The following is a 12,715-nucleotide window of genomic DNA, read 5'->3' on the forward strand; positions in this document are numbered from 1 at the left end:
ACGCACTCGGGAGGACCGATGTGCGTACGACGAGTCCGTCGTCGGGAGAGTGGACGAAGTACCGCTCTTCCGGGACCTCCTCGCGCGCTGCACCGACGGGGTGTTCGTGGTCGACGACGGGGGGACGGTCGTCCTCGCCGACGAGGCCGGTGCGGCAGTCGTCGGCGAGACACCGGACGTGGTCCTCGGGGGGTCGCTAGCGGCACTCGCGGGCGACCGGTGCGGAGAGCGCGTCCTGGCCGCTATCGACGACGCCCTGACCACCGGCGAGCGGAGCGACGTCGTGCTCCCACTGGACGGCGAAACGACCGGCACGGTTTCGTTCCGGGCCGTCGACCACGGCGACGACCGCCTCGTGACCGGGGTGGTCCGCCGTGGAGGGTGGAGTCGGCGGGAATCCCCTGGTTCCCGCGAGCGGTATCGGCGCCTCTTCGACGCGGCACCGGACCCGATCGTCGTCGCCGACGCGACGACCGGAGAGTTACTCGACGTCAATGCGGCCGCGACGACGCTCGTCGGCGTTCCTCGCGACGAACTGGTCGGCCGCCAGCAGGCGTCGCTCCACCCGTCCGACGAGCGCGCGTACTGTACCGACGTCTTCGGCGACTCCCCGGAGGGCGCGGTCGAACGACGGGAGGTCCACGTCGTCCGCGACGACGGGCGTCGAATCGCCGTCGAAGCGACCGTCGCCACCGTCGAACTGGAGGGTAGAGCCGTCACCCAGACCATCTTCAGGGACGTCGGCGACCGCCAGCGCCGCGAACGCGAACTCGCGCTCGACCGCAACGAACTCGCGCGGCTGAACCGCGTCAATCGCATCATCCGGCGTATCAACCGCGCGCTCGTCGACGCCGAGAACCGTTCGGAGGTCGAGCGGGCCGTCTGCGAGGGGGTGGTCGAGGAGGCGCCGTACGTCTTCGCGTGGGTCGGCTCGGTCAACCGGGCCCAGCAGGCGGTCGTCCCCGAGACGTGGGCCGGCGACCCCGAGGGCTACCTCGACGACATCGCCATCCCGCTGGGGGAGGAACCGCGAGGGCCGACGGCGCTCGCCGTCGAGACCCACGAGGTACGCGCGATACAGGACCTCGCGGTCGACGAGTCCTACGGCCCGTGGCGCGACCAGGCGCTCGCCCGCGGGTACCGGTCCTCGGCGGCGATTCCGGTCGTCTTCGAGGACCGACTGTTCGGGGTCCTCAACCTGTACGCCGACGAAGCGGACGCGTTCGACACGAAAGAGCGCGAGGTCCTCGCGGACCTCGGTCGCGCCATCGGACACGCGCTGAACGCACTCGAGCGCCGGGACGCGCTGATGAGCGACAGCGTCCTCGAGGTCGAGTTGCGCGCGGAGACGACCTCGGGGGGGTTGCTCGCGGCCGCGGCCGACGAGGGCGTCGTCCACTTCGACCGCATCATCCCGTCCGGCGAGGACCGCTACCTGCAGTACGTGACGGTCACCGGCCTCTCCGCCGACCGCTTCGAGGAACTGGTCGACCGATACCCGGGGTACGCGGACGTCCGGAAGATACGCGAGGACGAGGGGACGGGGGAGGCGGTCTTCGAACTGCAGGCGACCGACCCCCCGGCGTCCTCGCTCGTCGCGAGTTACGGCGGACGCGTCACCGACGTCGTCGCCGACGACGAGGCGCTCACCCTGACGGTCGAACTCCCGACGCAGACCGACGTTCGCCAGTTCGTCGAGGCGCTCTCGGAGCCGTTCCCGGACGTCGCACTCGTCTCACAGCGGACGGTCCCGCGGCGCAACCGGACCCCCGACGGCATCCGCGTCTCCCTGGAGGACGAACTCACCGACCGCCAGCGGACGACGCTGGAGACGGCCTACTACGCCGGCTACTTCGAGTGGCCGCGCGACAGCACCGCGGAGGACGTGGCCGAACGCCTCGACGTCTCCTCGCCGACGGTCCACAAGCACCTCCGGGCGGCCGAACAGAAGATCCTCCAGATGCTCCTCGACTGAGTCACACGTGAATTTCGCTACCTCGTGGTACTCTCCGATACAGGGTTAGCTGTCTAGCCTGACCGTTCATGTTTCGGAAGTGTTTATCGAGTAGCCATGTCCGACGCATCCCAGCGACTCACCGATCAGCGGCGAGAGCGGCGAGGCACGGACCCAGACTCGAACCACGGTCCGTCGATGGACGTCCTCCACGACATCCTCTCGAAGCGCCGCAGGCGTCGTCTCCTCGTCTATCTCGTCGAGACGGAAGCACCGGTCACACTCGAGGAACTCGTCGCTGCGGTCGCCACGGCGGAGGCCGGCGCGCCCGCGGACACGGTCGACGACGATGTACTCCGGTCGATTACCCTCTCGCTCGTCCACAGCCACCTTCCCCGCCTCGACGACGCCGGTGTCGTCGCCTTCGACCCGGACCGCGACCGGGCCGAACTCGCCGTCGACCCGTCGGTGCTCACACCCTACCTCTGAGCGGCGGTTCGGACGCCGATACGTACTCTCTGTGTCTCTCCTTCGAGCAGTCGGTGACCGGTCCTGACAGTAATGACCGCATAGCCACCATAGCGCTCTAAGATGAATAAGCCGTCTCACCCGTCTCGTCTGACGTAGAGTTATGACGTCGTAACCGTCATGGATACGTACGAATGACGTTCCGGCTCGCACTTTCGAACCAGAAGGGTGGCGTCGGGAAGACGACCGTCGCCATCAACGTCGCCGGCGCGCTCAACGCGCGCGGCAACGACGTCCTGTTCGTCGACCTCGACCCGCAGGGACACGGCACCGAGGGCCTCGGCCTGGCCGACGCGTACGACGCCGCGCCGCCGAGTCTCTTCGACGTGCTCCTCGACCTCGACGCTCGCCCGCACATCAACGACCTGGTGTACGAACACGAGGAGTTCGACGTCGTCCCGTCGAACGTCGACATGTTCAGCGCCGAACCGAAGTTGACGACGGCGATGCGGAGTCGCGAGCGCCTCTCGATGGCGCTCGACGAACTCGACCACGACTACGAGTTCGTCGTCGTGGACTGTCCCCCGTCGCTCGGCAACCTGACCGACAACGCCCTGCTGGCCTGCCGGAATCTGCTCATCCCGGCGCTCGCGGAGGGGACGTCGATTCGCGCCCTGGAGATACTGTTCGACCAGGTGGAGACGCTGGAGCAGGGCTACGGCGTCGACATCGACGACGTGGGACTGGTCGCCAACCGCGTCGAGACCGACGGCGAGGCGGTCGAGATGATGGACTGGTTCGAGGACACCTTCGAGGGGCGCATCCCCGTCTGGGAGGTGCGAAAGCGCGTCGCGCTCAAGCGCGCGTGGAACGAGGGGGTCTCCATCTTCACCCACCACGAGGAGTGCGACATGGAGCGCGCGTTCCTCGACGTCGCCGCCCACCTGGAGGAGGTGGCACGATGACCGACCGCGACGAGCGTTCGAACCGGCTGAAACGACGGTTCGAGCGCGAGGACCCCGACTCGACGCCTGGGCGCGAGGAGCGAGGCGACGCCTCCGCGGACACGCCGACGGACGACCCAGCCACCGACACCGGTGACGACCGGGCGTCCATCAAGGAGCGCCCGAGCGTCCTCATGTACCTCCCCGAGGACCTGCGTCAGGAACTGGACATCCGCTTCGACGAACTGAACGCGCGCCACAAGCGCGAACACGGGGAACCGCTGGAGAAGAACCGCGACTACTACCCGGCCGTCGTCGAGGCCGGACTGGAGGAGACCACCGTCGAAGACGTCCTGGACATCTGAGGTAGTCCGCCTGGCTCTGGCGGTCCGACACTTCGAATCGAGCGAGCAGTCGCGAGTCACGCCGCTGTGTGCTCGGAGCGTCGTAGCGCGCGAGAACCGTCGGAGCGGCCGCCTCGACCGCTGTAGTGTGGCATCCTCCCGACGCTCTCGCCCGCCAATGCTGCCACAGCACCGGACACGACCACAGACGCCAAGTGCGACGTCGTCACCGCGATCGTGATGGCTGGAATGTTCGTCGAGAGGTATCGGAGACGAGCGACCCATTGTAATTAAAGTTGTGTCACTTCAATCCGGGAACCCGTCTCCCATCGTGTATACCCACGTGCTGGTCGAACCCGTGCGCCCCAGAAAACTCATGCCGGGGGGCGTCACAGCGAAGGACGCGCCCGGCGTCGTGCGTTGGCTATCGACGGGCGCGCGGGCGGGCCTCGGGCCCGCCGACGCGGACACCGGCGGGGACGCTGGAACCCGGTCGTCATCGCACCCGATGGCTGTCTCCGCCGGCCACGGCCGCGTCCACGTGACGAAGCGTCACCACCCACTGACCGCCCTCCGAGAGCGAAGGTCGTGCGGCACCCCGACCGTAGGCGACGAGACGCGAGCGAACCCGTCCCCTGACGGAGGACACGATTCGTTCGTGGGCGATGCGCCGGCCGTCGTTCGAGTCGTGACGCCGGAGAGACGACTGTTTCACGATAGTTCGAACGTTCGTGAATATATGTTCCGTTTGTACGGTCTATCCCCGATGCGAGAGGTATATATCCTGCATATTTGCCGCTATCGAGTAAAATACGTCATGTCGCAGTTGTAGCGAGGTCTTAAGTCTCTTGGACGTCCTTGTCATGACGTGATGGACCATCGCACCCGCCAGCGCAAGCGCGAGTTCGAGACGGAGCAGGAAACGCAGAAACCTGAGAGCCAGCGGGTGTGCGCCGAGTGTGAGTCGGAGAGCCTCATCAAGAGCGACGATCAGGGCGAACTCGTCTGCGAGCAGTGCGGGTTGATCGTCGAGGAGACCAACATCGACCACGGTCCCGAGTGGCGGGCGTTCAACCACTCCGAGCGACAGAGCAAGTCCCGCGTCGGGGCGCCGACGACGCAGACGATGCACGACAAGGGGCTGACGACCCAGATCGACTGGAAGAACAAGGACGCCTACGGTCGGTCGCTCTCCTCGGAGAAGCGCAGCCAGATGCACCGCCTGCGCAAGTGGCAGGAACGCATCCGGACGAAGGACGCCGGCGAGCGTAACCTCCAGTTCGCCCTGAGCGAAATCGACCGCATGGCCAGCGCGCTGGGCGTCCCCCGGTCGGTCCGGGAGGTCGCCTCGGTCATCTACCGCCGCGCGCTCGCCGAGGACCTCATTCGCGGGCGCTCCATCGAGGGCGTCGCGACTGGGTGTCTCTACGCGGCGTGTCGCAAGGAGGGCATCCCGCGCAGCCTCGAGGAGATCGCGGAGGTCTCGCGCGTCGAGCGCAAGGAGATCGGTCGGACCTACCGCTACATCTCTCAGAGTCTCGGTCTCGAGATGCGTCCGGTCGACCCCCAGGAGTACGTCCCGCGGTTCTGTTCGGAACTCGACCTCAGCGAGGAGGTACAGGCGAAGACGAAGGAGATCATCCGCGTGACCACCGAGAAGGGCCTGCTGTCGGGGAAGTCGCCGACGGGGTACGCGGCGGCGGCCATCTACGCCGCCTCCCTGCTCTGTAACGAGAAGAAGACCCAGCGCGAGGTCGCCGACGTCGCTCAGGTCACCGAGGTCACCATCCGCAACCGCTATCAAGAACAGATCGAAGCCATGGGCATCCAGTAGGGAGCGTCGCGCTCTCGACGGGTCGACTGCGGACTCTCGGACACACCTCGGCCGCACCCGCTCTCCACACGGTCACACAGGACGCGCAGCGCGCCGTCTCCGTCCCTCCGCGGACATCGGGGGGCTTCGCCCGAATGGTCCGAATAATCGCTAAACGTTTCGATATTCTCGCGGAGTAACTACACACGTCCGGAGACGTGTGCACTACTATTGACATACGAAAGTTACATGCCGAACGTCTCCCTACGGTTGTTAGTAACTAGCAATGAGTAGCAGGCCAGCGTCCGCGACCGGGTCCGGAGGGGACAGCGTGTGGGGAGACAGGGGGTATCGTGTCGGGAGGTGACGTCGGTTCGCTCCGACGAAGCGTCGAAGTCGAGTACTGGGTCGTCGACGGGGAGGGCCGACTGGCCGAACCGGGCGACCTCGTCGAGGCGTCGGCGGAGGTCGAACGGGAGTTCGTCGAGCCGATGCTCGAGATCAAGACGCCACCGTGCGAGACGACGGCCGAACTGCGCGAGGAACTGTTCGAGCGCCTCTGGCGCGTCCTCCGTCGCGCCGAGGACCGCGACAGACACCTCGTCCCGCTCGCGACGCCCCTGAACGACGAGGCGGTGGCCGAGCGCTCGGGCGAGCGGATACGGATCCAGAACCGGGTCGTCGGGGACGACTTCGAGTACGTCCGTCACTGCGCGGGCACTCACATCCACGTCGAACAGCGACCCGGCCGCGAGATAGACCAGCTGAACACGCTCATCGCGCTCGACCCCGCGCTGGCGCTGGTCAACTCCTCCCCGTACTACCGTGGGCGTACCATCGCCGCCGGCGCCCGGTCGAAACTGTACCGGCGGATGGCCTACGAGAGCCTCCCCCACCAGGGGTGGCTGTGGTCGTACGCCGACGACACCGACCAGTGGACCCGCCGCGTCGAACGCCGCTACGAGGAGTTCGTCGAGGCCGCCCTCGACGCGGGCGTCGAGCGGCGAGCCATCGAGGCGAACTTCGACCCCGAGAGCGCCGTCTGGACGCCCGTCCAGTTACGCGAGTCGTTCCCCACCGTCGAGTGGCGTTCGCCCGACACCGCCCTCCCGGGACAGGTCGTCCGCCTGGCCGACGAGGTGGCGACCGCGGTCGGTCGACTCGACGACACCGACCTCCGCATCGAGGGGAGCGAGGGCGGGATGACTGCGGACGCCGTCGTCCTCCCCGAGTTCGACTCGCTGCTCGGGTACGTCAACGCCGCCATCGACGACGGACTGCGGTCGGAGGCCGTCCGACTGTACCTCGAACGGATGGGCTTCGACGTCGACGCCTACCAGCCGGTGACCCACGAACTGGCGGAGCGCGGGACCGTGACGCCCGAGGAGGCGCGTGACATCCGCCTGGAACACGCAGCACGTCTCGAACGCGACGTCCGGCGGGCGATGTCGGTGCGGAGCGACTGACCGTCCCTCCCGGCGCCTCGACCCGACCGGCTCACACGAGCGGCTGTCGCGGTTCGTCGAGGAACTGCGGTCGGCCGGTATCCCCCACGAGGTCGAGACGGTGACGCAGTCCCACGGGACGGCGGACCTGCTCACCGAGCGCCAGCGCGAGTTCGTCCTCGAAGCCGTCGACCGCGGTTACTACGACAGCCCACGTGGCTGTACGCTGACCGACCTCGCGGAGACGTTCGGCGTGAACAGGTCGGCCGCGAGCGGCGTGCTCAGGCGGGCGGAGAGGCGAATCATCGAGGGGTTCGTCGAGACCGAGAGGGTGACCGATTGACGTCCCCCCGTTCCGAGGACGAGGCTACGGAAGGTCCCTGCTTTCGCCGCCGTGCGACGTAGTCGCACTGCCCCAGATACCTGATGTCCGGTGGTGGAGTACACGGAGACGTGATACGAGTAGGACAGGAGGCACCGACGTTCGCGCTCCCCGGCGCGGCCGGTGGCACTATCGAGACCCACGCGCTCGCCGAGTACACGGACCGGGGCTGGACGGCGGTTCTCGTCTTCTATCCGTTCGATTTCCACCCGGCGTGTACCGACCAGTGGTGTTCGCTGCGAGACGCCGACTGGCTCACGCTGCTGGACGACGTCGTCGTCCTCGGCGTGGGGTCGGACGGAGCCTACGCTCACCGTGAGTACGCGACCGAGTACGGCATCCAGTTCCCGCTGCTGGCAGACACGAGCGGGAAGGTCGGCCGAGCGTACGGCGTCCTGGTCGAGGAATTCGAAGGCCACCATGACGTTCCGGGGCGAGCGGCGTTCGTCGTCGACCCCGACCGCGTCGTCCAGTTCGCGTGGTCGGCCACCTCCCCGGAGGAACAGCCGGACCTCGACGCACTGCGGAAGGCGACGAACTGCCGCGACGACCAGTGTACCGTCGAGGAACCCGACGAGTCGGCGTGACCTCGATCACGAGGACTACTATCAAGGAATGTGCCACAAGAACGCCACAGATGGGGGCCACTGGTGTCCACAATCGGTGGCGTCGACGAGGCGATCTCTAAGTGAGACCCCGAGTGAGAGAGAAGGGCCGCCTCAGTGCTGGCCATTGACGAACGCGCGTTCGAACGTACCGAGTGGGCGAAGCGACCACTCGCCATCGGCGTTGATCTCGATCTCGCCGAGGACGTCGCCCGCACTCGCCTGTGTGATGTCGACGTGGTACTCCAGTTCGTCAACGATAGCGTCGACGCCATCGTGACCGAGTGCCATCCGATTATCGCCAGCTGACCCGGTTATGCGGATGGGAGCGGAGACACTGTTCCCCGCACCGTCAGACGTTTTGAGTATCTCGTGTGTGCTCATCTGAAGGTGCTCCTCGGTATAGTATTGAGACGACCTCTTAACTGTTTTGAGTGCGTGAAATTCTTGAAGAAATATCAATTCTTGATTTAATAATCGCTATCGACGATGGGACCATAAGTCACGACACGGTCGTCCAGCGAGTCTCTATTTGTAGCCTAGTGCTTCGAGTCGCTCCTCGATTTCGGCGTCAGTTATGTCGTCGGTTTCAGGAACCGGTTCGGGATCGTGGTCGCCCGGTCCGCGCCCTGTTGCTTCGACCCACGGAACACGGCGGATGGACGGGTGGAGAACTATCCTCGGATGGCCCCAGATCCCGAACTCACCCATCGCGTTCGCGTGGTCGGCTGTGATCGAAACGTGCTCAGCGTCGATGTTGTCGAGCAAGAGGTTCACTTCCGCCAGTACGTACCGAAGGTTATCGTCGTACGCCTCTCTGACGACGTGTTCGGGAATTATCTCGCCAGCATCTCCCCAGACGGTGTTCCAGCCGTGGCCAAAGTCACCAAGGTCGCCAAACTCTCCGACGTCTGGATGGGGTATCGAAGGAAAGTGCGGCTGCATATAGTGGACGATCATCCGGTCTGCCTCGCTTTCTCGCCACGTTGTTAGCGCGGCGTCCGTGACTGGACGGGCGGGCACACCCTTGATTTCGTGGTCCCATCCGTACGTCCAGACTTCCTCGAGTGTCGCTACGTCCCACTCGTGATTTCGCGTGAACGGGTTGCCGCTGACGTACGCAGTCCGCGCAATTTCGTCGGCGTACTCGTCGACGAACGTGCGCTCCATCCACTCGTTGGACATATTGGCGATTGACCACACCGTTTCGACGTCGCCGAATCCGTACTCCGGTCCGATTCGACGCATCATTCCTGGGCGACAGGCGTCCAGAATGACGAGTACATCCCAGTCACGCTCGTAAACGTTCATACCCGGGTTGTAAATTTTCAGGGCGAACTCTGAAACCTTCCACAGCGCCTCCAACGACGTTACTCCTGTCGCTCGTTCGACCGCGTTAATCCAGGACTGTATTCGTGACATATCGTGTATGAGACCTACCCAGGATTACCTCTTTCTGCTGGGCGTGCATATTGGATGAAGGCGGATTATAACCCACGAGAACCGACGCTGTTCGTTTTCCGGGACCACCTCCCTGGGACCACCTCCGGTCACGGACTCCTCGCTTCGCTCGTCGTTGCGAGGGATCAGAAGTGGGTTGGGGCGGATTTGAACCGCCGACGTCCTCCGTGTGAAGGAGGTATCATAACCGGACTAGATCACCAACCCGCAGTCGAAACCAACGACCCGCGTAACTTAACGCTTCCTTTCGGCTACGCCACCGGGCGTTTCCCGCGCTCTCGTTCGAGGCGCGAGAGCGACCCCTCGCTCGCCGCGCGTGCGTCGGGGTGCTCCTAGTGATTCGGCAGGGCAATTCTGAGCCCGTCGAGCCGCGACTGTCCCGACCGCTCCTCGACCAGCGGGCCCTCGACGTGCCAATCCGTGCCGAGTGGTACCAACCGTGCGAACGAAACGGTGCTGCCCGTCGGACGGGAAGGCAATCTTTTTGTAGTTTTAGGTTTACCTAAACCTGTGGCGCGGCCGGTCGCGCCGTCCCGTATCGCCGCCGCGAGGCGTGAACACCATCAACAGTGGGCCCCGGCACCCCCGCCGGAACGTCTGTCCAATCCGCCCATTTCTCCAGCACCCTCCCGACGAGCGCTCAGTACGTCGGTGCCTCCTCGCGCTCGCCGTCGCGCTTGTTCACCAGGCGCGCGAAGACGAACAGCGCGTCCGAGAGGCGGTTGAGGTAGGTGACGGCGTGTTCGTTGACGGGTTCCTCGGCGGCGAGGGCGACGGCCCGGCGCTCCGCGCGCCGGACGACCGCTCTCGCGTGGTGGAGTTTCGCGCCCGCCTCGCTCCCGCCGGGGAGGATGAACGACTGGAGGGGGTCGAGTTCCTCGTCGCACTCGTCCATCCACGCCTCCAGTCGCTCGCTCTCCTCCTCGCCGATGCGGGGGCCGTCGCTGTCGGTCTCCGGGTCGGCGAAGTCCGCCTGGATGACGTGGAGGTGGTTCTGGATGGCCTTCAGGCGCTCGTCCACGTCGTCGTGGCCCGAGGGTCGGACGACGCCGAGGAGCGCGTTCGCCTCGTCGACCGTCCCGTACGCCTCGATACGCGCGTCGGTCTTCGAGACGCGGTCCATGTTCCGCAGGTCCGTCATCCCCTCGTCGCCGCGCCCCGTGTATATCTTCATACCAGTGGCTACCGCACACAGCGACTTATACCTGCAGCGTCCGGAGGAAAGCGAAGCGTGAAGTGCCTCCCGGGCGCACCGGGGCGTATGAGCCTCGAGATCGAGCACTACTGTCCGAAGTGCGGGGAGGAGCGCGACTTCTACCGGACCGCGAGCACGCTCGTCCACCTCGGCGAGAAGACGAAGTGGCGCTGCACCGAGTGCGATTACGGCTTCGTGAAGATCGGCGACGACATCGAGTCCGACGCCGAGGTCGCCGCCTGAGCAGGCCGGAGACGCCGCGCTCTCGCCCACTTCTTCCGCATCTCGTGACGTCATCGCGTCCGTGACTGTGTTCCGACATCGCACAGTAACTGAAGGCTTATGCCAGTCGGTGGCATACCTACGGGTGTAGGACGACCACTACATCGAGAACGTAGCCCCCAACAATGAGCACTCGAACGCACGACGAGACGAACCCGGTGCCGGACACGACTGACCCGAACTGCGTCGCCCTCCCGCTGGACGACGGGCAGGTCATCCTCTATGACCCCTCCAACCACCGCGCGTGGATCCAATCCGACACCGCCGTCGAACTCGCGCGCGCCCCCGCGGACGACTAGAACGCGGCTATTTCTCTCCCCTTCGAGAACGACTATAGCGCTGGCCGTCGCACCTCACGTATGACTCACGTCGTCGTCATCGGCGCGTACGGGAGCGCGGGAGTCGCCGTCGCCGACGCCCTCGCGGACGAACCGGACGTGGAACTCACGCTCGTCGACAACGGCGACCCGGGCGGCGGCCTCTGCATCCTCCGGGGGTGTATGCCCTCGAAGGACGTGTTCTCGGCGGCCGAACACCGCTACCGCGCACGGACCGACGACCGACTGGCCGGCGACCCGCCGGCGGTCGACCTCGAACGGACCGTCGCCCGCAAGGACGAACACGTCTCGACGTTCGCGGAGCACCGCCGGGCGACGGTCGACGAACTCGCCGGACGCGAGAACGTCACCTTCCACCACGAGACGGCGCACTTCCTCGACGACCACACGGTCGCCGTCGGCGAGGAACGCGTCGAGGCCGACTACGTCGTCGTCGCCACCGGGTCGACGCCGAACGTCCCCGACATCCCGGGGCTCGACGAGGTCCCGTACCACACCAGCGCGGACGTCCTCGACGCCACCGACCTCCCCGACTCCGGTATCGTCGTCGGGTTCGGCTACGTCGGCGTCGAGATGGCGCCGTACCTCGCCGAGGCCGGCGGGATGGACGTCACGGTCGTCGAACACGACCCGCGACCCCTCGACGAGGCGGACGACGAGTTCGGCGACGCCCTCCTCGACATCTATCGCGAGGAGTTCGACATCGACGTGCTCACCGAGACGACGGAGCGGTCGTTCGCTCCCACCGACGACGGCGTCGAACTCACCTACGAACGCGACGGCGAGACGGGCACCGTCGAGGCCGACTCCCTCTTCCTGTTCACGGGTCGGCGCCCCGACGTCGACGCCCTCGCACTGGAGAACACGTCGCTCGAAGCGGAGGAGGGGTGGGTCGACGCGACCATGCACGCACGGGACGCCGAACGGGTCTTCGTCGTGGGCGACGTCAACGGCCGCGAACCCATCCTCCACGTCGCGAAGGAGCAGGGCCACGTCGCCGCCGAGAACGTCCTCCGTCACCGCGACGGCGAGTCCCTCCGCGAGTACGAGAACGTCCACCACCACGTGATGTTCTCGGGGCTCGCGGTCTACCCGTTCGCCCGCGTCGGCCACTCCGCCACCTCCGCGAGCGACGCCGGCCTCGACCACGTCGCGGTCACGCGCGAGGCGGCCAGCGACGGCGTCTTCAAGACGAAGGACGCCGCACGCGGCCTGGCCCGCCTCGTCGTCGGGACTGACGGGACGGTCCTCGGCTACCAGGGGCTGCACTACCACGCCGACGTGATGGCGAAGACGATGCAGGTCGCCGTCGAACTCGGGATGGACGTCCGCGACCTCCCGGACCGGGCGTATCACCCGACGACGCCCGAGATACTCGACGGCCTCTTTCGCGACGCGAAACGGGAACTCGACTGAGGCGCGAGCAGGCTTTTCCGCGTCCGCGCGCTACCGTCCCCATGACAGAGAACGGCGACTACGCGTGT

14 protein-coding genes and 1 tRNA gene are annotated in these 12,715 nt (G+C 66.1%); 11 read left to right on the forward strand and 4 right to left on the reverse strand.

From position 1 onward, the window contains the following. Nucleotides 1-49 precede the first annotated feature (49 nt). From P1Y20_RS03045 to P1Y20_RS03080, 8 genes are all read left to right on the forward strand, one after another. The gene (locus tag P1Y20_RS03045) at nt 50-1,975 is read left to right on the forward strand and encodes a bacterio-opsin activator domain-containing protein (protein ID WP_304447181.1); all 1,926 of its coding nucleotides are present in this window, start codon (nt 50-52) and stop codon (nt 1,973-1,975) included. 96 nt (nt 1,976-2,071) lie between these two features. Further along, complete coding sequence (locus tag P1Y20_RS03050) at nt 2,072-2,443, forward strand: DUF7344 domain-containing protein (protein ID WP_304447182.1); 372 nt, start codon at nt 2,072-2,074, stop codon at nt 2,441-2,443. Nucleotides 2,444-2,616: 173 nt separating this feature from the next. Beyond that, nucleotides 2,617-3,387 (forward strand): ParA family protein, encoded by a 771-nt coding sequence (locus tag P1Y20_RS03055; protein WP_304447183.1) that lies wholly within the window; start codon nt 2,617-2,619, stop codon nt 3,385-3,387. Next, nucleotides 3,384-3,731 carry a DUF8160 family protein gene (locus tag P1Y20_RS03060; RefSeq protein WP_304447184.1) on the forward strand — a complete coding sequence of 116 codons (348 nt, stop codon included), beginning with the start codon at nt 3,384-3,386 and terminating at the stop codon, nt 3,729-3,731. Before P1Y20_RS03055 ends, P1Y20_RS03060 begins: the two co-directional genes overlap by 4 nt. An 850-nt stretch (nt 3,732-4,581) precedes the next feature. Next, nucleotides 4,582-5,544: a transcription initiation factor IIB gene (locus P1Y20_RS03065; RefSeq protein WP_304447185.1), complete on the forward strand. Its 963-nt coding sequence runs from the start codon at nt 4,582-4,584 to the stop codon at nt 5,542-5,544. A gap of 332 nt (nt 5,545-5,876) precedes the next feature. Then, entirely contained in the window at nt 5,877-6,989 is a 1,113-nt protein-coding gene (locus P1Y20_RS03070; protein ID WP_304447186.1) for a glutamate-cysteine ligase family protein, read from the forward strand. Between the two features lie 100 nt (nt 6,990-7,089). Then, nucleotides 7,090-7,311 (forward strand): helix-turn-helix domain-containing protein, encoded by a 222-nt coding sequence (locus P1Y20_RS03075; RefSeq protein WP_304447187.1) that lies wholly within the window; start codon nt 7,090-7,092, stop codon nt 7,309-7,311. Nucleotides 7,312-7,421: 110 nt separating this feature from the next. Continuing rightward, the gene (locus P1Y20_RS03080) at nt 7,422-7,937 is read left to right on the forward strand and encodes a redoxin domain-containing protein (protein WP_304447188.1); all 516 of its coding nucleotides are present in this window, start codon (nt 7,422-7,424) and stop codon (nt 7,935-7,937) included. 132 nt (nt 7,938-8,069) lie between these two features. Here P1Y20_RS03080 and P1Y20_RS03085 read toward each other — a convergent pair whose 3' ends face one another. The 4 genes from P1Y20_RS03085 to P1Y20_RS03100 all read right to left on the reverse strand — a co-directional run bounded on the left by P1Y20_RS03085 (nt 8,070) and on the right by P1Y20_RS03100 (nt 10,590). Continuing rightward, on the reverse strand, nt 8,070-8,246 hold the full coding sequence (locus P1Y20_RS03085; protein ID WP_304447189.1) for a hypothetical protein: 177 nt from the start codon (nt 8,244-8,246) through the stop codon (nt 8,070-8,072). A 237-nt stretch (nt 8,247-8,483) separates the two neighbouring features. Next, entirely contained in the window at nt 8,484-9,377 is an 894-nt protein-coding gene (locus P1Y20_RS03090; protein WP_304447190.1) for an alkaline phosphatase family protein, read from the reverse strand. 171 nt (nt 9,378-9,548) lie between these two features. Next, a tRNA-Val gene (locus P1Y20_RS03095) sits at nt 9,549-9,623 on the reverse strand. A 433-nt stretch (nt 9,624-10,056) separates the two neighbouring features. Then, nucleotides 10,057-10,590 carry a cob(I)yrinic acid a,c-diamide adenosyltransferase gene (locus tag P1Y20_RS03100; RefSeq protein ID WP_304447191.1) on the reverse strand — a complete coding sequence of 178 codons (534 nt, stop codon included), beginning with the start codon at nt 10,588-10,590 and terminating at the stop codon, nt 10,057-10,059. Nucleotides 10,591-10,677: 87 nt separating this feature from the next. Between P1Y20_RS03100 and P1Y20_RS03105 the strand changes: the two genes are divergently transcribed. The 3 genes from P1Y20_RS03105 (at nt 10,678) to P1Y20_RS03115 (ending at nt 12,647) form a co-directional block, all read left to right on the forward strand. After that, nucleotides 10,678-10,854: a DUF7838 family putative zinc beta-ribbon protein gene (locus P1Y20_RS03105; RefSeq protein WP_304447192.1), complete on the forward strand. Its 177-nt coding sequence runs from the start codon at nt 10,678-10,680 to the stop codon at nt 10,852-10,854. Between the two features lie 164 nt (nt 10,855-11,018). Then, on the forward strand, nt 11,019-11,192 hold the full coding sequence (locus tag P1Y20_RS03110; RefSeq protein ID WP_304447193.1) for a DUF7331 family protein: 174 nt from the start codon (nt 11,019-11,021) through the stop codon (nt 11,190-11,192). 60 nt (nt 11,193-11,252) lie between these two features. Further along, entirely contained in the window at nt 11,253-12,647 is a 1,395-nt protein-coding gene (locus tag P1Y20_RS03115) for a dihydrolipoyl dehydrogenase family protein (protein ID WP_304447194.1), read from the forward strand. The last annotated feature ends 68 nt before the right edge of the window (nt 12,648-12,715 follow it).

This window comes from Halomarina ordinaria, assembly GCF_030553305.1.
In the GTDB taxonomy this organism is placed as follows: Archaea; Halobacteriota; Halobacteria; order Halobacteriales; family Haloarculaceae; genus Halomarina; species Halomarina ordinaria.